Annotated in this window: 19 protein-coding genes and 1 pseudogene; 13 read left to right on the forward strand and 7 right to left on the reverse strand. The window is 60.9% G+C overall.

The genetic code is table 11. The features are described from left to right. Window positions 1-235: 235 nt before the first annotated feature. The gene (locus tag FHX08_RS11890) at window positions 236-1,099 is read left to right on the forward strand and encodes a VOC family protein (RefSeq protein WP_132652095.1); all 864 of its coding nucleotides are present in this window, start codon (window positions 236-238) and stop codon (window positions 1,097-1,099) included. A gap of 259 nt (window positions 1,100-1,358) precedes the next feature. Then, window positions 1,359-4,172: a phospholipase D-like domain-containing protein gene (locus FHX08_RS11895; RefSeq protein ID WP_184327203.1), complete on the forward strand. Its 2,814-nt coding sequence runs from the start codon at window positions 1,359-1,361 to the stop codon at window positions 4,170-4,172. 72 nt (window positions 4,173-4,244) lie between these two features. On the opposite strand, the gene FHX08_RS11900 is transcribed toward FHX08_RS11895, so the two are convergent. After that, entirely contained in the window at window positions 4,245-5,318 is a 1,074-nt protein-coding gene (locus FHX08_RS11900; protein WP_132652097.1) for an aldo/keto reductase, read from the reverse strand. A gap of 95 nt (window positions 5,319-5,413) precedes the next feature. On the opposite strand from FHX08_RS11900, the gene FHX08_RS11905 reads away from it, so the two are divergent. The 4 genes from FHX08_RS11905 to FHX08_RS11920 all read left to right on the forward strand — a co-directional run bounded on the left by FHX08_RS11905 (window position 5,414) and on the right by FHX08_RS11920 (window position 8,521). Next, window positions 5,414-6,307: a LysR family transcriptional regulator gene (locus FHX08_RS11905; protein WP_132652098.1), complete on the forward strand. Its 894-nt coding sequence runs from the start codon at window positions 5,414-5,416 to the stop codon at window positions 6,305-6,307. Window positions 6,308-6,369: 62 nt separating this feature from the next. After that, complete coding sequence (locus tag FHX08_RS11910; protein ID WP_132652099.1) at window positions 6,370-6,828, forward strand: MarR family winged helix-turn-helix transcriptional regulator; 459 nt, start codon at window positions 6,370-6,372, stop codon at window positions 6,826-6,828. Window positions 6,829-6,869: 41 nt separating this feature from the next. Next, window positions 6,870-7,274 (forward strand): DUF1398 family protein, encoded by a 405-nt coding sequence (locus FHX08_RS11915; protein WP_132652100.1) that lies wholly within the window; start codon window positions 6,870-6,872, stop codon window positions 7,272-7,274. An 80-nt stretch (window positions 7,275-7,354) separates the two neighbouring features. After that, entirely contained in the window at window positions 7,355-8,521 is a 1,167-nt protein-coding gene (locus tag FHX08_RS11920; RefSeq protein WP_132652101.1) for an AI-2E family transporter, read from the forward strand. A gap of 30 nt (window positions 8,522-8,551) precedes the next feature. Here the strand turns inward: FHX08_RS11920 and FHX08_RS11925 are convergent, their stop codons facing one another. Then, window positions 8,552-9,331, reverse strand: coding sequence for a polysaccharide deacetylase family protein (locus FHX08_RS11925; RefSeq protein WP_132652102.1), 780 nt, complete (start codon window positions 9,329-9,331; stop codon window positions 8,552-8,554). 175 nt (window positions 9,332-9,506) lie between these two features. After that, complete coding sequence (locus FHX08_RS11930) at window positions 9,507-9,899, reverse strand: DUF930 domain-containing protein (RefSeq protein ID WP_132652103.1); 393 nt, start codon at window positions 9,897-9,899, stop codon at window positions 9,507-9,509. A 231-nt stretch (window positions 9,900-10,130) separates the two neighbouring features. Here FHX08_RS11930 and FHX08_RS11935 point away from each other — a divergent pair, with 231 nt between their 5' ends. Then, window positions 10,131-12,239 (forward strand): S9 family peptidase, encoded by a 2,109-nt coding sequence (locus tag FHX08_RS11935; protein WP_184327204.1) that lies wholly within the window; start codon window positions 10,131-10,133, stop codon window positions 12,237-12,239. A gap of 51 nt (window positions 12,240-12,290) precedes the next feature. Further along, a complete protein-coding gene (locus FHX08_RS11940; RefSeq protein ID WP_132652105.1) occupies window positions 12,291-12,812 on the forward strand; it encodes a DUF1697 domain-containing protein in 522 nt (173 codons plus the stop codon). Here FHX08_RS11940 and FHX08_RS11945 read toward each other — a convergent pair. The 3 genes and pseudogenes from FHX08_RS11945 to FHX08_RS11955 form a co-directional block, all read right to left on the reverse strand. Further along, the gene (locus FHX08_RS11945; RefSeq protein WP_132652106.1) at window positions 12,809-13,714 is read right to left on the reverse strand and encodes an SDR family oxidoreductase; all 906 of its coding nucleotides are present in this window, start codon (window positions 13,712-13,714) and stop codon (window positions 12,809-12,811) included. The two genes, FHX08_RS11940 and FHX08_RS11945, sit on opposite strands and share 4 nt — an antisense overlap. Before the next feature lie 83 nt (window positions 13,715-13,797). After that, a pseudogene (locus FHX08_RS31940) lies at window positions 13,798-14,137 on the reverse strand (TetR/AcrR family transcriptional regulator); the annotation flags it as partial. A gap of 134 nt (window positions 14,138-14,271) precedes the next feature. Then, the gene (locus tag FHX08_RS11955; RefSeq protein WP_132652107.1) at window positions 14,272-15,726 is read right to left on the reverse strand and encodes an MDR family MFS transporter; all 1,455 of its coding nucleotides are present in this window, start codon (window positions 15,724-15,726) and stop codon (window positions 14,272-14,274) included. Window positions 15,727-15,984: 258 nt separating this feature from the next. Between FHX08_RS11955 and FHX08_RS11960 the strand changes: the two genes are divergently transcribed. The 3 genes from FHX08_RS11960 to FHX08_RS11970 all read left to right on the forward strand — a co-directional run bounded on the left by FHX08_RS11960 (window position 15,985) and on the right by FHX08_RS11970 (window position 20,539). Beyond that, the gene (locus FHX08_RS11960; protein ID WP_132652108.1) at window positions 15,985-17,487 is read left to right on the forward strand and encodes a protein adenylyltransferase SelO; all 1,503 of its coding nucleotides are present in this window, start codon (window positions 15,985-15,987) and stop codon (window positions 17,485-17,487) included. Window positions 17,488-17,530: 43 nt separating this feature from the next. Continuing rightward, on the forward strand, window positions 17,531-18,079 hold the full coding sequence (locus FHX08_RS11965) for a glutathione peroxidase (protein ID WP_132652109.1): 549 nt from the start codon (window positions 17,531-17,533) through the stop codon (window positions 18,077-18,079). 120 nt (window positions 18,080-18,199) lie between these two features. Then, window positions 18,200-20,539, forward strand: coding sequence for a glucose/quinate/shikimate family membrane-bound PQQ-dependent dehydrogenase (locus tag FHX08_RS11970; protein ID WP_132652110.1), 2,340 nt, complete (start codon window positions 18,200-18,202; stop codon window positions 20,537-20,539). Between the two features lie 51 nt (window positions 20,540-20,590). On the opposite strand, the gene FHX08_RS11975 is transcribed toward FHX08_RS11970, so the two are convergent. Next, window positions 20,591-21,274: a type 1 glutamine amidotransferase domain-containing protein gene (locus tag FHX08_RS11975; protein WP_132652111.1), complete on the reverse strand. Its 684-nt coding sequence runs from the start codon at window positions 21,272-21,274 to the stop codon at window positions 20,591-20,593. 127 nt (window positions 21,275-21,401) lie between these two features. Here FHX08_RS11975 and FHX08_RS11980 point away from each other — a divergent pair, with 127 nt between their 5' ends. Continuing rightward, on the forward strand, window positions 21,402-22,286 hold the full coding sequence (locus tag FHX08_RS11980) for a LysR family transcriptional regulator (RefSeq protein WP_245508237.1): 885 nt from the start codon (window positions 21,402-21,404) through the stop codon (window positions 22,284-22,286). 102 nt (window positions 22,287-22,388) lie between these two features. After that, window positions 22,389-22,898, forward strand: a complete 510-nt coding sequence (locus FHX08_RS11985) for a hypothetical protein (protein ID WP_132652113.1) — start codon at window positions 22,389-22,391, stop codon at window positions 22,896-22,898. Window positions 22,899-22,910: the final 12 nt, after the last annotated feature.

Below are 22,910 nucleotides of genomic sequence, written 5' to 3' on the forward strand. Positions count from 1 at the left end.
ATAAAGCGCATTGACTGATATCAAGTGGGGCGCGAGTGGTCGTCAACGTCTGCAGAACGCTTCATCTTCAAAAGCCGGCCTTCTGTGAACAATGAAAATGGGCCATATAGTCATCAAGTACAGCAGCCGAGGGAGCTTACAGGCGAATGGACCGGCGAAAATTCCTCGCGCTCGCTACGGGCGGCACTTGCCGCCATCGCCGGTACGTCTCAATTCCAAGGCAGGAGATCATCCCATGACGTCACCAAAAACATCTTATGCGCTGACGCGCCCTGCCTATATCGACCAGTCGCATCTGGTCGTGAAAGACTTGGCCGCGGTCTCCGGTTTCTATCAGAAGATGCTTGGCCTTTCAGTGCTCGAAAAGACGGCGAGCGGCGAAGTTCTCGGCGTCGCCGGCGTGCCGCTGCTGACGCTGACAACGGATAGCAATGCGCGCGAAGCGCCCCGCAATGCTGCCGGCCTCTTCCACACCGCTTTCCTGATGCCAAACCGCACCGAACTTGCCCGCTGGCTGCGTCATGCCGCTCGGAACAATGTCGCGCTCGATGGCGCCTCCGACCATCTGGTCAGCGAGGCGATCTACCTTTCCGATCCGGAGGGCAACGGTATCGAAATCTATGCGGACCGGCCGCATGAGAGCTGGAAATTCCATCCGGACGGCATGGTGGAAATGTCGACGCTGCGCCTCGACCTGCAGTCACTCCATGACAGCGCGCCTGATGATGCCTGGGGCGGCATGGCCGACGGTACCGCGATCGGTCACATCCATCTGCAGGTCGGCGACATCCCGCAGGCGGACGCCTTTTATCGGGACGTGCTCGGCCTGAAGGTGATGGCGCGTTATCCGAGCGCGAGCTTCTTTGCGACCGGCGGTTACCACCACCATCTCGCAGCCAATATCTGGAACAGCCGCGGCGCCGGCATACGCGCCGACAATATGACCGGCCTTTCGGACTATAGGATCCGGTTCAACGATAAGGAAACGCTCGACAAGGCCGTTTCCAAGCTCGACGAGCTGGAGATCAAGAGCGAGAAGCGCGATGGTGGCGTCTTCCTCAGGGATCCGTGGGGTATCGGACTTACGCTTTCCGCCTGAGGAATATCTTCTAAAGCATTGAAAAGGACCGTTTTGGTATTCGCCGAAACGGTCCTTTGCGTTTTCAGCGAACTCCCAAAACAGTCGCACTCTATTTGTCGCCTGGACGGTCGCACAGCAGCGATTGCGCCAGGCTCGACGCTATCATGCGGCTGTAATAAACTGAACGTATCTTGCCGATTTACAACCCTCAATAGATTTCGCAGCCATTCCCCATCGTACACCGACGAAATGTCCGCCATCGGACGGAGGAGGCAGAGTGACAGTGGAGGACTCCCAGCGCGTTCGGCAGGTCGCAGAGCAGGTTGCGGCCGCCAGCCCGCCGGATGTGCAGGCGGACATCAACGCGCTGCTACGCAGTGCACAAAAACCCGGCTGGCTCGATGAAGCCGGACGCGCCATGAATATCCGCTACGGCGGCGTGCGCGCATTGATGAACCGGGATCAGCCGGTCGACGAAGGCGTCGATATCGGCCCGCCTCCAGTAGGCGATTTGGAGACGATCGTCTTTGCGGTGGGTACGCCGGTTTTCCTCGTCAGGAACAATGCCGTCGACATCGACAGCGCCCGCGAGGAAGCGAAAGCCTGGCGCCGTATCCTCACCGACAATGCTGCGAACGTGAACCGGGCGATGGTTTCGATTGGCCGTGTCGACGTCACCAATGCCGACCGCGACTATGCCGGTACCGCGTGGGTGATCGATGATGGTCTTGTCGTCACCAACCGCCATGTGGCCAATCTCTTTGCGGAAGCAAGCGGCACCGGCTTCAAGTTCAAGATCGGTTTCGATGCGCGCCACGATATCGGCGTCAACATCGACTTCCTGGAGGAATATGGCAACGCCGCCAGCGATGAGGTGAAGATCGAACGCGTCGTCTGGGTGGCGCCCGAAAGTGGGCCCGACGTTGCCTTCCTTAAGCTGGAGCAGAAATCCTCGCCGGTCGGCCGCCTGAAGCTCGATCTTGCTTCCGACCTGCCGGTGCGCAACCTGCCGGTTGCCGCAATCGGCTATCCCGCCAGCGATTCCCGCTTCTCCGATCAAAGGCTTGCCGAAAAGATCTTTGGCGGTGTCTTCACCAAGAAGCGGCTTGCCGTCGGCAACCTGCTGGCCGCCGACGAGAACCGTATCACCCATTCATGCTCCACCCTCGGCGGGAACTCCGGCTCTCCGCTCCTCGACATCGGCACGGGCAGGGTGACGGGGCTTCATTACAGCGGAACGGAATTCATCGAGAATGATGCGGTGCCGGCAGCCCTTCTGCGGCGCTGCCTGCAGCGCGCCCAGGGATTGCTCCAGCAACCGCCACCGAACGAGGAAATCACCGTGAACGAAGGCGATAGAAGTGGAGGCGGCGGCAAAGTGACATTCACCGTGCCGCTAAAGATTACCGTCGAACTGGATACCGCGGCACTGCAATCCTCGCTCGCAAGCGGAGCCGCGACCGCGCCTTCGGGGCCGGCCATCGTTATGAGTGCGACCGGTTCCGGTCCCAATCCGCTGCCCCCCTCGCCCATCCCGATGCCGACCAAGGAGCAGGTATTGGCAGCGGTCCGCACCGCAAGATCTCTGCTTGCCAACCGGGATGACGTCGTTGCCATCAAGTCGGGCTATCGCTTCGAGAATGGCGAGATCACCGATCAGCGCGCCGTCGTGATCGCGGTCAACCGCAAGCTCGAGCTCGGTGCCCTGGAATCGCGGGGCCGCACGAAGCTGCCTGACTATTTCGACGGCGTGCGCACCGACATCACCGTCGCCTCGGCCCAGGATCTCTTCGGCCTCGACATGGACGAAGCTGCGCAGCCGAGCTGGCATACGAGTTACAAGAAGCGCGACGATCTGCCCCTGACCCGGCGCCCGGTCAACGGCAAATTCGTCATCCATACCGGACCTGACGCGAGCTGGCCGCAGCTTGGCCCGTTCCTGTCGAAGACCCGCAAATCGCTGGTCGTTGCCATGTACGATTTCGGAGCGACGAATGTCGCCAATGGCGTGCTCGATGCGGTCAAGGGTCAGGCAGAAACCATCTCTATGGTGCTGCAGATGGGCGGCAAGGTGCATGACGGCGATCTGACGGATGCCGAAGCGGTCGCGGAGATCCGCGAGGCAAAGGGCAACAAGTTCGATTTCGCGCCGGCTAGCGTCGGCAAGAACGGCATCTTCGACTCCGCTTATCATATCAAAGTCGCCGTACGCGACCACAATGCCATGTGGCTTTCGAGCGGCAACTGGCAAAGCTCCAACCAGCCCAATGTGGCACCTTTGACAAACAAGGACGACGCAGCGTCAGCGCTGCGGCTCTACAATCGCGAATGGCATGCCATCCTCGAAGATGCCGGGCTCAGCAAGCTCTACGAGGATCATATTCTGCGCGATCTGGAAGAGGCCAAGGCGGTAACGGAGGCCGGCATCGTATCGGAACAACTGGTGTTCCTGCCTGCCAACCTCGCCATCGACACGCTCGAAGCGCCTGAAAAGCCCCGCTACTTCCAGCCGCTGACCGGCGAGCGCACAATCGACGTGCAGCCGATCCTGACGCCCGACAACTATATCGATACGGTATTGCCCTTTATTCAATCGGCCAAGAGCCGGATCTACTTCCAGAACCAAAGCTTCAACACCAAGACCGTGGGCGACGGCTATCGCCGGCTGCTGGATGCGCTGCTCGAAAAGCAGAAGGGCGGGCTCGATGTGCGCATCATCTTCCGCAGCTTCGGCTCCGAAGACCGCGACGTCATCAGCAACGCCAAGGAATACGGCTTCGATACCAATAAGATCCGCAAGCAGAAGAACTGCCACACCAAGGGCATCATCATCGACAGCGAAGCCGTGCTGATGGGCAGCCATAACTGGACGACAGCCGGCACCGGCTTCAATCGCGATGCGAGCCTGATCTTCTATGATGTCGAGATCGCCAAATTCTACGAGGAAATCTTCCTCTACGACTGGAACCGCATCGGCCCGGCAAAAATAGATGAAAATCTGCCGCCGCCGATGCTGGCACCGGCCGGAGGCGAGACGGCACCACCGTCAGGCTACATCGCCGTCCCGCTTTCGATCGCGCTTGGACGATGAATTTCGAAGCGCAGCATCCAGACGACAAATGGCGCCGCTTCCGGCGCCATTTTCATTTGCATGCCTCAGACTTCAACGACGGGGCTCAATCGTCACTTCGCCGAACATGACGCCGCGCGTGAGTGGCTTGGCGAGAAAATCATGCGGGAAGCCGAGGACGATGGCGCTTGCCTCGGCGAGGCGGGCGCGATGCTCATCCGACAGCACGACATCGAGTGCGCCCAGATTGTCTTCGAGCTGGGCCATCGTCTTCACGCCCATGATCGGCGAGGTGATCGCCGGATTAGTGAGCGTCCAGGCGATCGCCACCTGTGCCGGCGTCCTGCCGATGTCGGCGGCGATCTCCTTCACCACATCGGCGATACCGAGATTGCGCTCCGTCAGCGAACCGTTGCCGGCGGCGACATTCTTGCGGGTGCCGACAGCGCTCGCCGTGCCACCACCGATATCGAGATCGGCGCGGCTATATTTGCCGGTCAGGACGCCCATGCCGAGCGGCGACCAGGGGATGACGCCGAGGCCGAGCTCATGCGCCATCGGGATCAGATCACGCTCCACCGTGCGCTCGATCAGGCTGTATTCGATCTGCAGAGCCACCAGCGGTGCCCAGCCGCGCAGGTCGGCAAGCGTCTGCATGCGCGCGACCTGCCAGGCAGGTGTATCGGAAATGCCGGCGTAGACAATCTTGCCGGCACGCACGAGGTCGTCCAAACCGCGCATCACTTCCTCGACCGAGGTCGTGAAGTCCCAGGCGTGCAGATAGAAGAGATCGATATAATCGGTGTTCAGCCGCTTCAGGCTGTCTTCCACCGAGCGGACCATGCTGCGGCGATGGTTGCCGCCGGAATTCGGATCCTTCGGACGCGAGGTGATCGTATATTTGGTGGCGATGACAAGCTCATCGCGGCGGCCTTCGGCAAAGCGGCCGACAAGTTTTTCGGAGGTGCCGCTGGTATATTGGTTGGCGGTATCGATGAAATTACCGCCGCGATCGACATAGGCGTCGAACATGCGGCGCGATTCCTGCTCATCCGCACCCCAGCCCCAGTCGGTTCCGAAGGTCATGGCGCCGAGCGACAGCGGCGAGACGCGCAGGCCGGAACGGCCGAGCAGACGGTAGCGGTCGAGGGACAATGTATCGGTCATAGGAATCTCCTGTCGTTGCAGACAGAAGATGCGCCTTGCCGATACTAACAACAATGCTACATTATCAGCATAGCTTGTTTAGAAAAGAGAGCATAATGCGCGGCAGCGACTATGCGGAATTGAAGGCTTTTGCGGCAGTGGCCGAGCATGGCAATTTTGCGCGTGCGGCCGCGCGCCTCGGCATATCGCCTTCGGCGCTCAGCCAGACGATCCGCACACTCGAGGAGCGGATGGGCATCCGGCTGCTCAACCGCACGACACGCAGCGTGGCGCCGAGCGAGGCGGGACAGCGGTTGCTGGCTCGGCTTCTGCCGGCGCTTGCCGATCTCGACCAGGCGGTGGCGGATGTTTCAGCGCTGCGCGATACACCGGCCGGTCTGTTACGCATCAACGCGCCACGGGTCGCGATCGTCCACAGGCTGGCGCCGCTGATTGCCCCCTTTCACGCGGCCTATCCTGACATCGTCATCGATATCGTGGTCGAGGACAAACTCGCCGATATCGTCGCAGATCGCTTCGATGCGGGCATCCGGCTGGGCGAGATGGTGGAAAAGGACATGGTGAGCGTGAAGCTCGGCGGCGAGATGCGGCTCATCGTCGTTGCCTCGCCCGATTACGTCGCACGTCACGGCATGCCGGGGACGCCGCGCGACCTGCGCGACCATCCCTGCATCGTCTCCCGCTGGCCGACGGATGGCAGCCTCTATCACTGGGAATTCGAACGCGGCGATGAAAAGCTTGAGGTGTCGGTTTCAGGGCCGCTCAGCACCACCGACAACGATCTGATGCTGCGGGCGGTTCTCGACGGGATCGGCATCGGCTATCTCTTCGATTATCACGTCGCCGACTATCTCGCCGACGGCCGGCTGATCAGCATGCTCGACGACTGGACGCCGCCCTTCCCCGGCTTCCACCTCTATTATCCAAGCCGGCGCCAGATGCCGCCGCCCTTGCGCGCCTTCGTGGACTTCATCGCACGGCAGCGCTAATCCAGATAGTTGACTAGGAAACAATATTCATATAGTTTCCTAGTCAACAAATGGAGACGCGTATGCAATATCCGTCGATTTCAGCCCTGACGTCGCATCTCGGTTATTGGATGCGAATGGTTTCGAACCAGGTGTCCTTGGCATTCGCAAAAAAGCTGGAGGCGAAGGATGTCACCGTCGCCGAATGGGTCGTAATGCGCGAACTCTACGATGTTGAGGCGCTAGCCCCAAGCCGGCTGGCAGAGCGCATGGGCATGACGCGGGGCGCGATCAGCAAGCTCGCCGACCGGCTGATCGTCAAGGCGCTGATCGCGCGTCATGCCAGCCCCGATGATGGACGGGCACAGACGCTGGCGCTGACGCCGGAAGGCCGGCGGCTGGTGCCGGAACTGGCGGCTCTCGCAGACACCAATGACGCGGAATATTTCGGCCATCTACCGCCTGACGAAAGACGGATGATCGAGGACACGCTGAAGGCCATCGCCGAACGACGGGACATACGCACGATACCAGTCGAATAGACCGTCAAAGCTATACCCAAACGCAGAAAAGGAGCGCGCAGATGGATGCGCAACAGAGAATCGTTGCCGAAGAATGCACAGCCGCATCCGAAAAGGACCGTATGAGCTTTTCCCAGGTGCTGGGCGCGCTCGCCGGCGCCGGCTTCGAGGGATATTTTACCGACCTGCGCCGGGCGGTGAAAATCTATTATCTGCCTGACGGCGGAAACATCGAGATCGCGACCGGCGGGGAAACGCCGCCCGTTGCCGACGTCTTCGATTCCGCCGCTATCGCCGAGGCCGTGCGGTGGGCGCAGGCAGCAGAGGCTGACTACAGCTACAAGGGTTTCTGCGAAAGGATCATGGCCGCCGGGTGCATGGGCTATCTCGTCTCGCTGCTGGGTCGCCGCGCAGTTTATTTCGGCCGCACCGGCGAAACGTATGTCGAGCATTTTCCGAACCGGTAGCTTTCCCCGGCCCCACGGAACCGGCAGCAGCCCTTTCGCGTTGATTGGCGAGGCAATGGGGCTTCGGGGACGGATCACACATGGACATCGCCAATGGCATCAAAAGACAGTCTGGCAAGGCCCCTCTTGGCGAACGCCATGTGAGCGCATGGGCACGAACGTTTCAGGAGGCGGCGGAAGAGCTTCCGTCGGCTCCGATCCGCCGCGTCGAGAAGGATGGGCTCGATGTCAGCATGGCATGGGCCATCATCGGGATTTTCAGCATTCTGGGGCTTGCCGCCGTCTACCTGATGTCGCTGATCCTGATTCCGATTACCCTCGCCGTCGTCGTCGGCATGATCCTCGGTATGGCGGCGGAAAAACTTTCGAAGATGGGCGTGCCGCGTTTGGCCAATGCGGCGATCCTTTCCATCGGCGTCGCGCTCATTGTCTTTCTGCTCATCAATTCGCTTGCCGGACCTCTGGCGATGCTCGCCAACGAGGCACCCGGTTTCATCGACCGTACTGCGCAGCACATGATGCCCTATCTGGAGCGGATCGAATGGCTGCACATCACGCCCGCCACCTTCCAGAGCGGACCGATGTCCATCGACGCGCTGCTCGAAAACACCGGCAACGTGCTGCATGTGGTAACGACAAACCTGACTCCCGCGCTGGTGCAGGGGCTGATCTTCTTTGCAGCGCTGCTGCTTTTTCTCGCGAGCCGCGTGAGCCTGCGCAAAACCATCATCATGACTTTTCGCACCCGTGCGCAGCGGTTGGCGGCCATCCGCGTCATCAATGCCGTGGAACAGGCGCTTGGCTTCTATTTTGCCACCGCGTCGCTGATTTACGTGGCGCTCGGATTCATGATGACCGTCATCGCCTATGCGGGCGGGCTGTCCATGCCTGTCCTCTGGGGTTTCTTCGCCTTTCTTTCGAGTTTCATCCCCTATCTCGGCATCACGATGATGACCGTCGCCGTTGCCATTGGTGGCATCCTGACCCATGACGGCTTCATCATCGGCCTTATCCCTGCTGCGGCCTTCTTCACCGTCCACCTTGTGATGGAGAATCTGATCTTTCCGGCGGTCATGGGCAGGCGTCTGGAGATCAACCCGTTCATCGTCTTCCTGGCGATCATCTTCTGGACATGGATGTGGGGCGCGGTCGGCGCGATGCTGGCGTTGCCGCTCTCGCTCGTCGTCATGACCATCATCGACGAATTGCTCATCGACGAAAGACCGCAGCCCCAACTGCCTAAGTAAGCACCATCGGACGACACACGCCGATTTCGCCTAGTCCGTCGTCTTGTCGTCGCCTGTATCAGCGACGTCCTGCAGCCGAACGAACTCCGTACCCTTGGCCTTGAGGTCGACCAGCGCCTTAGCGACACCCTCGCCGGCCGCATGGGTCGGCTGGTTGATGTGGGAGATCACGACATCGCCATCCTTGGCCGAGGAAATACGCTTTTCCGTCACCGCCGCGCCGAGCAATGAGCCGCCGTCGCCATTTACGGAATAGCCGGCGATGCGATAACCCATGGCGCGGATCTGGCCGATGGCGGAGAGATCATATTTGGCGGTCGAGCCGCGGAACCAATGAGGTGCAGGAATGCCTGACGCGACCATGGCCGCAGCGCCGCCCTCCACCTCCTGCCTGACGGCATCGGGCGAACCGGCGGATGGGATGCCATAGACCAGCACCGGCTTGTCGATCGCCGGAATGTGTTTCTCGCCGTGATTTTCCAGCTCGAAGAGATCGGGATACTGTAGGAAGACGGCAACGGCCTTCGGATTGCGCTTCAACCAGCGGGCGGTGACGAAGATCGTCGCGGGAATGCGTTCGTTGACCAGCGTCGAGAGGATGCGCTCGTCGGCCTCGCCCATGCAGGCATCGAAGGTGATCGCGATGCGCGCATGGCCGGCGAGGTTCGAGCGAGCGATATGCAGATGTGGCTCGACCAGTTTGGGACCCGTGGCGACGGGGGAATGGGCGGGCACAGCGGGCGGAACTTCCGTAGCAGATGCCGGCGATGTGGCAAGCAGCAGCGCAGAGCCAAGAAGAAGACGGTTCATGAAGAATCAGATTCGTTTGATATTTTAGGTAATGTTAAAGCAAAGAAATAAAGCGGGCCATGTGGCCTGATGCCGCCGGGCGAAAGGCAGATCGCGTCTCAATCTGCCCGCATTCGTGTGCCTGCATTGCTGTGACTGCCAAAGAAATACGAAAGACCTAGAGCACGCCGAAGTCTCAATCGTAGAGGTAATATTTCGTCCATTTATCCTTCGGTACCTTGTCACCGATCTTGTACTTCAGGTCGCGCACATTGATGTGTTGCGGACCGGTGATGCAGGTATAGGAAAGATGGTACCAGTCGCCCTGGCTGCGGAAGACGGCGCCTGGAGCTTCGAGGCGGTCGTCGCTCGGGATCGGGTCCTTGAAGGTGTAAGCGATCACCTTGTCAGGCCGGAAGCCGGTGCCGTCCTTGTTGATCCGGCTCATGGCTTCCGTATCGCAGCTCTGTTCGAGGCGGGTGGCGGGATCAAGCTTTTCCAGTTGCTTCTTGATGGCAGGGTCCACAGCGTAGGAGGACGTGGCGGCAAGGCCCATGATAGACATAAACAGGACCAGACGTTTCGGCATTACGGAGAAACCTTTACTGTTATGCATTCTTCATATTGCCGCCGACAGCTTGCCGGGGCCCGATGCGAGTGTAATTTTCGCGCAGTGCTAGCGGACATTCTTAAACAATGTGGTGACATCAAGGCAACGCGCAGGCCATTTTGTCCCAAGACGGTTCATCCGCTGGTGCTTGATCATAGCCCGTAGCACCTCTATCTCTTGCCCACCGATACCGCCTTTACGGAGCTTTCCTTGACCGCCTTCAAGAACCTGCCCGCCCCGCCCGCCGCCGAAAAGAGACCCGTCTCCGACACGCGTCACGGGATCACGCGCACCGACGACTATGCTTGGCTGCGGGCCGACAACTGGCAGGCCATGTTCAAGGATCCATCGATCCTCGACCCCGCGATCCGCGCCCATCTGGAAGCCGAAAACGGCTACATGAATGCGGCGATGGAGGACACCAAGCCGCTGCAGAAGACCCTGTTTGCCGAGATGCGCGGGCGCATCAAGGAAGACGACAGTTCCGTGCCGACGAAGGACGGCGCTTACGCCTATGGCACGTCTTACGTGACCGGTGGCGAGCAGCCGCGCTATTTCCGCATCCCGCGCGACGGCGACATGAAGGACGAGACGATCCGCACCATCCTGCTCGACGGCGACAAGGAAGCCGCCGGCAAGGCCTATTTCCGCCTCGCCGGCCTCGACCATTGCACCGACCACAGCCGCGGCATCTGGGGCTATGACGACAAGGGTTCGGAATTTTTCACACTGCGTGTGCGCGATCTTGCGACCGGCGAGGATCTGCCCGATCTCATCGAGAATACCGGCGGCGGCGGGGTCTGGGCTCCCGACGGCAAGAGCTTTTTCTATTCAGCGCTCGACGAGAACCATCGTCCGTCGAAAATTTTCCACCATGTCATCGGCACGCTGCAGAGCGAAGACCGGCTGGTCTACGAGGAAGAGGATGCCGGCTTCTTCATGGGCGTCGGCGGTTCGCTGCTCGACGATTTCATTTATATCGACATCCATGACCACGAGACCAGCGAATACCGGCTGCTGTCGACCAAGGATCTGATGGCAGAGCCGAAGCTGGTCGCCGTACGCGAGGAAGGCATCGAATATTCGCTGACGGAGGGCGGCGATGTCTTCTACATCCTCACCAATGACGGCGGCGCCAAGGATTTCAAGATCATGGAAGCGCCGGTTGACAGACCGGGCAAGGAAAACTGGCGTGAAGTCGTGCCGCACAAGCCGGGCACGCTCATCATCAGCCACATGGCCTATGCCCGCCATCTGCTGTGGCTGGAGCGCAAGGACGGCCTGCCGCAGATCATGATCCGCGACCGGCGCACCGGCGAGGAACATGCGATCGCTTTTGACGAGGAGGCCTATTCACTCGGCCTCTCGGGTGCGGCGGAATATGATACCGACGTCATCCGCTTCTCCTATTCGTCGATGACGACGCCTTCGCAGCTCTACGACTACAACATGGTCACCCGCGAGCGCACGCTCCTGAAGACGCAGGAAGTGCCTTCCGGCCATAATCCCGACGACTATGTCACACGCCGCGTCTTCGCACCCGCCTGGGATGGCGAGAAGGTGCCGGTCACCCTGCTCTATCGCAAGGACACGCCACTCGACGGTTCCGCCCCCTGCCTGCTTTATGGCTATGGCGCCTATGGCATCACCATTCCGGCTGGCTTCAATACCAACTGCCTGTCGCTCGCCGATCGCGGCTTCGTCTATGCCATCGCTCATATCCGCGGCGGCAAGGATAAGGGCTTTGCCTGGTACGAAGACGGCAAGATGGACAAGAAGACCAACACCTTCAAGGACTTCATCGCTGCTGCTGACTATCTGAATCAGGAGAAGTTCACGTCTTACGCTGGTATCATCGCCGAGGGCGGATCGGCCGGCGGCATGCTGATGGGCGCCGTTGCCAACATGGCGCCGGAGAAATTCGCCGGCATCATCGCCGCCGTTCCCTTCGTCGATGTGCTGAATACGATGCTCGACGATACGCTGCCGCTCACTCCTCCGGAATGGCCGGAATGGGGCAATCCGATCGAGAGCCGCGAAGAATACGAGCAGATCGCCGCCTATTCGCCCTATGACAATGTCGGCGCGAAATCCTATCCGCCGATCCTGGCCCTCGGCGGCCTGACGGACCCGCGCGTCACCTATTGGGAGCCGGCCAAGTGGGTCGCGAAGCTGCGTGAGAAGACGACGGGCAGCGCCCCGATCCTGCTCAAGACCAATATGGACGCTGGCCATGGCGGCGCTTCCGGACGCTTCCAGCGGCTGGAAGAGATTGCGTTCGAATATGCGTTTGCAATCAAGGTAGCTGGCAAGATGTAACGGTCGGATGTGGCGTGCCCTGCGCACGCCACGCAATCAAGGGAGGCAGAAATGTCCGTCTATATCGCGCTGCTACGAGCAGTGAATGTCGGCGGCACCGGCTCCCTGCCGATGACCGAACTGAAGACAATCTGCGAAGAGCTCAGCTTTGCCGATGTGAAGACCTACATCCAGAGCGGCAATGTGCTGTTCCGCTCGGATGAGGCCGAAAAAGCAGTCGAGGAGAAGCTCGACGAGGCCCTCGGGAAAAAGCTGGGAAAACGGCCCGGCGTTATGGTGCGCAGTCGTAGAGAACTCGATGCCATCATCGCCGATGCGCCTTTCCCCGAAGCCAAGCCGAATTTCCTGCTCGTCTATTTCCTGCCGCAAGCGGCACCCAAAGATGCTTTGGAAAAGATGGTGGCGCCCGATCGCGAGGAAGCAAAGCTCGCTGGCCGCGAAATCTATGTGCATTATCCCAACGGTTCCGGCCGATCGAAGCTGAAGCTGCCGGCGCTAAAAACCGGCACCTCCCGCAACCTCAACACCGTGCGCAAGCTGGCCGACATGGCAGCTCAGATGGAAGGCCGCTAGGGCTGTCCGCTGCCGCCTGCCGCACCATAGATCTGACCGTTTGCATAGCTCGCGTCGGCAGCGGCAAGCTGCACGTAGATTGAGGCGAGCTCGGCCGGCTGACCGGGCCGTCCGAGTGGCGTATTGCCGCCGAACTTGACCAGCTTTTCCTGCGTCTGACCGCCACTGACCTGCAGCGGTGTCCAGATTGGGCCGGGCGCGACGCCGTTCACGCGGATACCTTTCGGCCCCAGCTGCTTGGCCATGGATTTGGTGAAATTCATCATCGCCGCCTTGGTCATGGCGTAGTCGACCAAATTGGGTGAAGGGTCGTAGGCCTGTTCCGACGTCGTCTGGATGATCGCCGATCCCTCGCGCAAGTGAGGCAACGCCGCCTTCGTCAACCAGAACATTGCATAGATATTGGTTTTCATCGTTGCATCGAAATCCTCGCTGGAGATATCGGCAAGCGACTGACGCTGCTGCTGTCGTCCGGCATTATTGACGAGAATATCGAGTCCGCCGAGCTGGCGCACAGTTTCGGCGACGATCTTGCGGCAGTATTCTTCATCCCTGAGATCGCCGGGAAGTCCGACTCCAATACGCCCTTCTTTTTTGATCAGCTCGATCACCTCGCGGGCATCGGGCTCCTCATCCGGAAGATAGCTGATCGCGACATCGGCCCCTTCGCGGGCATAGGCGATTGCTGCGGCGCGACCCATGCCGGAATCGCCGCCGGTGATCAGTGCCTTGCGGCCCTTGAGGCGGCCGCTGCCCCGATAACTCGTCTCGCCATGGTCCGGCTTCGGCTCCATGTCGCGGGCAAGCCCCGGAAAGGGCTGGGTCTGCGACGGAAAGGGCGGCTTTGGAAATTTGCCACGGGGATCATGGAAGGTCTTATCGTCGCTGATTGGGCTGGCCATTGCCTGCTCTCCCTTCGGTTTGCGCTGCGGGGCATAACCGCGCAGGCACCTATCGGTTCCCTGCGGGGAGAAAACGAGCGCACCTACAGCCGATCGCTGTCGCCGGCTGTTCCATAGAGCTGCTCGCGCCTCACGGCAACGAGGGGAGGTTCGGTCGCGGGCAGGAACAATATCTTCACGAAGGTGCGCAGCATGAGTACCTGTTCGGCAAGCGTATTTGCCGCCTTCCAGCACCGAGGAAACCAGATCGGCAAGCTGGTCGACATCGACGGGTTCGCGCGGCGTGTAAACCTCCATGACCTCGCGGAACATGCGGCCAAAGCGGCGGCGCCAGGCAAGCACGGCGTTTCGATTGGTTTCCTGTATTTCCCGGTCGAAGAGGCGTTCGTAATAACAGACAGTGGCCACTGGCGTTGCAGGATATCGATCTTGACGCCATCGAGGGCATCGACAGCCGCAGGGCCAACGGGCCTCAGGCGGACCAGCGCGAGAGGCATCACCTGTCGCGACGCAAGCGATTGCGAGAGCTTGTCGGCCTCTGAAGAGAGGAAGGCGCCTCAGCTTCTGGCTGCGGCGCCTTTCGCCTGTTTGCTCCTGTAACCGCTGATCTCCTCGCCGGCGGTCGGCGAGAAGCGCAGGTTCCAGAACGTGGCACAGATCGAGATCAGCGTGACGACGATGAAGGCCGCGGAGAAATCGCCTAGCTCAGGCGTTTCGACACCGCTGAAGGCCATGGAACCGTGCAGCGCCAGCGCACCAATGCAGATGCCGAGCGAAAGCATGAGCTGCTGGAAAGTCGTGTAGAAGCTCGTCGCCGAACTCATGCGATCCTGACCGATCTCGTCATAGGCGATGGTATTATAAGCGGTGAACTGGAACGACATGAAGAAGGCGCTCAGCACCAGCGCGATGAAGATCAGCGGCATCGGCCAGTCCGGCCGGAAGGCGGCGCAGAGACCGTAGCCGATCGTGCCGAGAATGCCGTTGATGATCAGGCTTCGACGAAAACCGACGCGGCGGAAGACGGCCTTTGCCAGCGGCTTCATGAACAGCGCGCCGAGCGCGGTTGAAATGACGATCTGGCCGGCTGCGGCAGCCGAAAGCCCGAAGCCGATCTGGAAGAGCAGCGGCAGCAGGAAAGGCTGCGCGCCCTGGGTGATGCGGGTCAGCGAACCGGCAATGACAGACGTGCCGAAGCTTGGCACCTTCATCAGCGAGAAATCCATTATCGGCGCCGGATGCTTGCGGGCATGGCGCAGATAGGCGATGCCGAAAAGCAGGCCAGTGGCGATAAGGAGGATCGATAACGACGCCTCCCCTTCATGGCTCGACAATTCGAAACCGAAGAGCAGCGAGCCGAGCGAGATGCCCGAGAGAATGAAGCCGATCGTATCGAAGGGACCAGCGGCCTTGCCCTTCACCTCGTCGATATAGATTGACACGAAGATCATGCCGATGATGCCGATCGGCACGTTGATGTAGAAGATCCAGCGCCAGTCGAGATAGGTGACGATGAAGCCGCCGAGCGGCGGGCCGACGATCGGGCCGATCAGCGCCGGCACAAGGAGCCAGGACATGGCGCTCACCATATCTTTGCGGTCGACGCTGCGCATCAACACGAGCCGGCCGACGGGCATCATCATGGCGCCACCGATACCTTGCAGCAGGCGGGCGAGAACCAGGAACGGCAGGGTCGGAGCGAGAGCACAGAGGATGGAGCCGATAACGAAGACAGCGATTGCCGAGCGGAAGACGGTGCGGGAACCGAAACTGTCGGCCATGCGGCCGCTGGCCGGAATGAAGATCGCCAGACTGAGCAGGTAAGAGGTCAGTGCGATCGACATCGCCGGGGCACCGACACCGAAATCGCGCGCCATTGTCGGCAGCGCGGTCGCCAGCACGGTTGCATCGACGTTTTCCATGAGCATGGCACTCGCGACAATCATCGCGATCACCCGGAAATTGGGTGCTGCGCGCCGGACCATCGGCGCATGATAAATCTGATCCGACATCGTCAGGGATCACTCGCAGTGGCACGGCGGAGCACACGGGGCGACAGGGCCGCGGGGGATGACATGGCAATGATGCCAAGGGGAGATGATTGGCTATACGCCTGCAATCATGGCAGCGCTATGTCTTTTATGGCAAATCTGCTTTGACGAGAGGTAAAGACAGATCACCATTCCTTGCACTTCTTTGCCCTTCGTGAAGGAACGATTTGAGATCAGAATCGGCTTGCGTGGCCCCACCCCCAGCCCTACCTATTAGCCATGACCTCCGCGCTCCAAAAAAACCGGCCGGATACGGCCTTCGGCTTCGACAACAGCTATGCCCGGCTGCCGCAGCGTTTCTTTGCCATGCAGGCGCCGACGCAGGTGGCGGAGCCGCGGCTCATCAAGCTCAATGAGCCGCTGGCCAGAGAATTGGGGCTTGATGTCGACATCCTGAAACGCGATGGCCCGGCGATCTTTTCCGGCAATCTTGTCCCCGAGGGGGCCGAACCGCTGGCGATGGCCTATGCCGGCCACCAGTTCGGGCAGTTCGTGCCGCTGCTCGGCGACGGGCGGGCGATCCTGCTTGGGGAGGTCATCGACCGTAAAGGAGAGCGCCGCGACATCCAGCTCAAGGGCGCGGGGCAGACGCCTTTTTCGCGCCGCGGTGACGGGCGGGCAGCGCTCGGTCCGGTCCTGCGGGAATATATCATCAGCGAGGCGATGTTTGCGCTCGGCATTCCGGCGACACGGGCGCTTGCTGCCGTTCTGACAGGCGAAGGCGTCAGGCGCGAGGATATCCTGCCCGGCGCGGTCTTCACGCGCGTGGCGGCAAGCCATATCCGTGTCGGCACCTTCCAGTATCTCGGCGCGACCGGAGACGAGGACGGCATCAAAACGCTCGCCGATCATGTCATCGAACGCCATTATCCCGAGCTCAAGGCCGCGGAAAATCCCTATCTCTCCCTCTATGAGGCGGCCTGCGACCGGCAGGCGTCGCTGATTGCCCGCTGGCTGCAGGTCGGCTTCATCCACGGGGTGATGAACACCGACAATATGACAATCTCAGGCGAGACGATCGATTTCGGTCCCTGCGCGTTCATGGATGCCTACGATCCGATGACGGTCTTCTCGTCGATCGACCAGCGCGGGCGCTATGCCTATGCCAACCAGCCGGGCATCGGGCAATGGAACCTTGCGCGGCTTGGCGAAGCGTTGTTGCCGCTGATCGACGCCGACAGTGACAAGGCGATCGAGCATGCCAACGCCATCATCAAGGCCTATGGCGAACGCTTTCACGCCTATTGGCTGCAGGGCATGCGCGGCAAGATCGGCCTTGTTTCCGCCGAGGACGGCGATCTGGAGCTGATCCAGGCGCTGCTGGCCTTGATGCAGGCACAGGGCGCGGATTTCACGCTGACCTTCCGGCGGCTTTCCACGCTTGCCGATGATCGGGAGGCGGAAAGTGTTTTCGCCTCGAACTTCCGCGAACCGGCGGCTACCGCCGAGTGGCTCGGCCAATGGCGCGAGCGGATCTCGCGTGATCCGCAGACATCCACGGAGCGAGCTGCGGCGATGAAGCGGGTCAATCCGGCCTTCATTCCGCGCAATCATCGTGTCGAGCAGGCGATCGAAGCGGGGGTTGAGGACGGCGATTTCTCGCTGTTCGAAGCGCTGCTGACCGTTCTTTCGAACCCTTATGAGGAGCAGCCGGCGTTCGCGGCCTATATGGACCCGCCAAAGCCCGAAGAGCGGGTGCTCCAGACTTTCTGCGGGACCTGATTTCAACCAATTCCCTATCAAACCGGCCATACTACTGGAGATAATGATGACCGACCTCCTCGATATTCCCGTCAAGACCGTTCAGGGGCGCGAGACGACGCTCGGTGAATATCGTGGCCAGGTGCTGCTCATTGTCAACGTCGCCTCCAAATGCGGGCTGACAGTGCAATATGAAGGGCTCGAAAAGCTTTATGCCGACAAGCGCGAACGCGGCTTCGTCGTCGCCGGTTTCCCGGCCAACGACTTCAAGGGCCAGGAGCCGGGCACGGATGCAGAAATCCTGGATTTCTGCACCAGCACCTTCGGCGTCGATTTCCCGATGTTCTCGAAGATCTCGGTCAAGGGGCCGGACAAGCACCCGCTCTACAAGACCTTGACGAGTTCGGGCGTGGAAACGACCGGCGAAGGGCCGATGCGCGAGCGGCTGAAGGGCGCCGGCTTTGCCGGCGACGACAGCGAAATACTCTGGAATTTTGAGAAATTCCTCGTCGGGCGTAACGGCAAGATCGTTGCCCGTTTCGCCCCCGACGTGACGGCGGATGACAACCGCCTGCTCTCGGCGATCGACCGCGAGCTTGCAAAAACGAACTAGTGCGGCAGTTCAACCGCCGCCAAATGTGGCGGTTGAAAGGCAGGCCTCCCGCTCTATCTGCCTGATCGGCGTATGTTTTTAGCCACCCTCCGATCCGGCTAACCAGCGGGAGACTGCCTTATGGCAATCGTCATTACTTCCATTCTCTTCATCATCTTCGGCCTGGCGCTAGGCACTGGCGGGCTTTGGCTCGTCACACTCGGCGGCAGCGTTTTCTATCTCTTTGCGGGACTGATGTTCCTGTTGACGGCAGGCCTGCTGCTCATGCGCAAGGCGGCAGCGCTCTGGGTCTATGCAGCGCTCGTGGTCGTGGCGCTTGCCTGGGCGATCTGGGAGGTGAGGTTCGACTGGTGGCAACTCGGCCCGCGCGGCGGCGTCATCATCCTCTTCGGGCTCTGGCTGCTGACACCATGGATCCGTCGGCCGCTCGGTTTCCGCAGCCCGACAGGCGCGTATTACGGCGCCAACCCCTGGCCTCTCGCCATTCCGGTCATCGCCGCCATCATCGTCGCCGTCTATTCGATGACGACGGATCCGCACGACCTCGCCGGCGATCTGCCGACGCAGGCAGCCACTGCAACGCCTGTCTTCGGCGGCAATGTGCCTGACGGCGAATGGCACCAATATGGCCGCACGCCCTACGGTCAGCGTTATTCGCCGCTCGATCAGATCACTGTGCAGAATGTTTCCAGCCTGAAAGAGGCCTGGCGTTATCAGACTGGCGACGTGAAGCGCCCTGACGACGTCAGCGAAACGACGTATCAGGTGACGCCGCTGAAAGTGGGCAACACACTTTATCTCTGCACGCCGCACAATTGGGCGATCGCGCTCGATGCCAAGACAGGGCAGCAGAAATGGAAATATGACGCCAATTCCGGCATGAACCCGGACCGGCAGCACCAGACCTGCCGCGGCGTCACCTATTACAGCGATGCGGCGACCGCTGCCGGCCAACCCTGCAAGGAGCGCGTCTATCTGCCGACCTCGGATGCGCGGCTGATCGCGCTCGATGCCACCAACGGGCAGGTCTGCACCAGCTTTGCCAATCAGGGCGTGCTGCAGTTGCAGACCGGCATGCAGTATAATCCAGCCGGTTATTATTACTCAACCTCGCCGCCGGTCGCTGTCGCCGGAAAGCTCATCATCGGCGGCGCGGTAAACGACAACTATTCCACGCAGGAACAATCGGGCGTCATCCGCGCCTACGACATCAACAGCGGTGCGTTGCTGTGGAACTGGGATTCCGGCAATCCGGACCAGACAACGCCGCTGCCGGAGGGCCAGCATTACACGACGAATTCGCCAAACAGCTGGTCGGTCTTCAGCGTCGATGAACAGCTCGGCATGGTCTATATCCCGCTCGGCAACCAGGTGCCCGACCAGCTCGGCATGAACCGCAGCGAGAATGTCGAGAAATTCTCCTCCTCGGTCGTGGCGCTCGACATCAATACCGGACAGCTGCGCTGGGTGCAGCAGTTCGTCCATCACGATCTCTGGGACATGGACGTGCCGGCACAGCCGGTGTTGCTCGACCTGACGAAGCAGGACGGAACGTCGGTGCCGGCACTGGTGGCATCCACCAAGCAGGGCGATATCTACGTGCTCGACCGGCGCACGGGCCAGCCGATCATTCCTTTCAAAGAAATCCCGGCGCCAGGCGGAGCGATCCCCGAGGATCATACCGCGCCGACGCAGCCGATCTCCGATCTCACCTTCTCGCCGGAACCGCTGCAGGAAAAGGACATGTGGGGTATCTCGCTGTTCGATCAGCTCGCCTGCCGCATCGAGTTCCACCGCTACAAATATGAAGGCCGCTATACGCCGCCTTCGCTGCAGGGAACGATCGTCTATCCCGGCAATTTCGGCACCTTCAACTGGGGCTCGGTTGCGGTCGATCCTGAGCGGCAGGTGATGTTCGGCATGCCGACCTACCTCGCCTTCACCTCCCGCCTGGTGCCGGCAGCTGACATTCCGCCGCGCGGGCAGGATCAGAAGGGCAGCGAACAGGGTCTCAATCGCAATGACGGCGCGCCCTACGGCGTGTTCATGGGGCCTTTCCTCGGGCCTCTGAAGATCCCCTGCCAGGCGCCGCCATGGGGCTATGTGGCAGGCGTCGATCTGCGCACCGGCCGCATCGCCTATATGCACAAGAACGGCACGGTGCATGACATGACGCCGCTGCCCCTGCCCTTCAAGGTCGGCGTGCCCGGTATCGGCGGGCCAATGATGACCAAGGGCGGCGTCGCCTTCCTGGGTGCCGCCGTCGACAATTATCTGCGCGCCTACGACGTGACGAACGGCCGCCAACTCTGGGAAGCCCGGCTTCCGGCCGGCGGCCAGGCGACACCGATGACCTATATGACCGATGATAACAAGCAATATGTCGTCATTGTTGCCGGCGGGCACGGTTCGGTCGGCACCAAGCCGGGCGACTATGTAATCGCCTATACGCTGCCGTAACATGGCTTACGACCGGACCGGATCTGCTGCCGGCCGGTCGTCCTGTCGTTGTCAGGCGGCGAGCAGGTCGCGGATTGCTTCGCCGACGCCGGTGGCAGATTGCGGGTTCTGGCCGGTGATTAGCCTGCCGTCGGCCACGACCTTGGCATTCCAGTCAGGCGCCGGATGGTGCCTGGCGCCACGCTCAATAAGCGTGCTTGCGAGCAGGAAGGGAACCGTCTTGTCGAGGCCGACAGCCCGCTCTTCCGAATCCGTGAAAGCGCTGACGTTGCGGCCGGAAACGAGATAGCTGCCGTCGCTGAGCTTGACATTTACCAGTGCCGCCGGGCCATGGCAGACCGCCGCGACGATGCCACCCGTCTCGAAGATTTTCCGGGTGACGCTTTGGACGGCCGGACTTGCCGGCAAATCCCACATGGCGCCGTGACCGCCGGCGAAGAAGATCGCCGAATAGCCGGCGGGATCGACATCGGCGAGTTTCGCCGTGGTCCGGATCGTCTGGCGGAATTTCTCGTCGTTCCAGTAGCGGGCGTTCGCCGCATCTTCGAGGTCGAGCCCGTCGACCGGCGGCTCACCGCCTTCGATCGAGGCAAATTCGACCTTGATACCCGCCGCCTCGAGGACGGCCAGCGGGTGCGTCACTTCGCCGAGATAGAAGCCGGTCGGCTGGCCGCTGTCGCCTTTTACGCCGTGACTGGTCAGTACGAAGAGTACGGGCTTTGCTGTAGATGTCATCGCTTTCTCCTGTTGTCCGATCGACCGTCGAAGGTTGATTTTCATTCGATGACGAGGATTTATTAGCTCCTCTTGAGATGATAAAGTTGCCTCGGCGGAAATCATCTGTTCTTCAAAGGCCATGATCATGCGACGTTTCGATCATCTCGGCGATGTGGAGGCTTTCACGACGGTTGTGGAAAAGGGCTCGATGAGCGCAGGAGCAATCGCCTTATCCACCACACCTTCGGTGCTGAGCCGGGCGATCACCCGGCTGGAGACGCGGCTTGGCACACAGCTCATGCGGCGCACGACACGGCGCCTGAGCCTCACGGACGCCGGTCGCGCCTATCTGGAGCAGACGCGGGCCGCCTTTTCGCTGATCGAGGACGCCGAGCGCGCGATACAGGGGCAGGACGGGGAGATCAGCGGCCGTGTGCGTCTCAGCGTCTCCACCACTTACGGCCACTTCCGTCTTCCGGAAAAACTAAAGCGTTTTAGCACCGTCCATCCGGACGTGCATGTCGAGGTCAGTATCACCAACCGGAATGTCGATCTTGTCGCGGAAGGCTACGATCTGGCGATCCGTCTCGGGCCACTGCCGGACAGCGGGCTCGTCGCCCGCAAGCTCCAAGATGCGCCGCTTCGGCTCGTCGCCTCTCCTGAATATGTCAGGCTTGCCGGTATGCCGCTGACGATTGCGGATCTGGCACAGCACGAATGCCTGCCCTTCATCATGCCGAGCACTGGCCGGCCGGCGCCCTGGCTCTTTCGCGTCGATGGGGTGGAGGCTGACTGGACGCCGGGCGGGACAATCGAGATTCATGATGACGTGCTGGGCGTCGTCTCGCTTGCCGAGGCCGGCATGGGCATCTGCCAGAGCTATGATTTCATCGTTCGCGAGAGAATCAGCCGCGGCAGCCTGATCGAAATACTTGCCGAGGCGGGCGGGCGTTCGCGCCCCTTCTCGCTGGTTTATGCCCCGCATCGCCGTCTCTCCGCCGCGACGAGGACATTGATCGATTTCCTGTGAACCGGAGAGAATCTAAGGATTTTCTCACGTTCAGGTAGAGCCGCAAGCCTCGGACAGGTTCGCGGGAGGATGATGCTGCCGGTTTTTCAGGGGGACTTTTTCATGGAAATCGGTAGCAGTCTTTCAATTTATTCCGGCCTCGGTTCGCTTTTCGAGCAGGGCAAATCCAGGAACAAGCAGGCCGACGAATTCGGAGGCAGCACGCGCAGTCAATCCGGCGCCGGCCTGCAGCCGAGCACGACCCCGCCTTCCATCGCCAATACGATGTGGGCGGTTCAGGCCGGTAACGAGACCTATATCAACCAGCCGTCCGAAGACGAAATGGCGACCAAGGCGGCGCATAGCAGCCTGGTCGACGAATTTTCCGACTGGAGCAACATGGACCCGGCAGAGTTCATCCGTGCCCGGTACCTTGAGGCACATGGCCTGACCGAAGACGACCTGAAGGCCATGCCGGCCGATCAGCGCGAGGCGATCGAGAAGGAAATTGCCGAGCAGATCAAGCGTGAGCTTGCCGGTATCGAAGGCGGGGGAGACGGAGCCGAACAACCCTCGACGAGCGGACAATCCAGCGCAACCCAACCCGCAGACGAAACACCCGCCGAGAGCTAGGCATTTTTTCAC

Source organism: Rhizobium sp. BK529, from assembly GCF_014194105.1.
Taxonomy (GTDB): Bacteria; Pseudomonadota; Alphaproteobacteria; order Rhizobiales; family Rhizobiaceae; genus Rhizobium.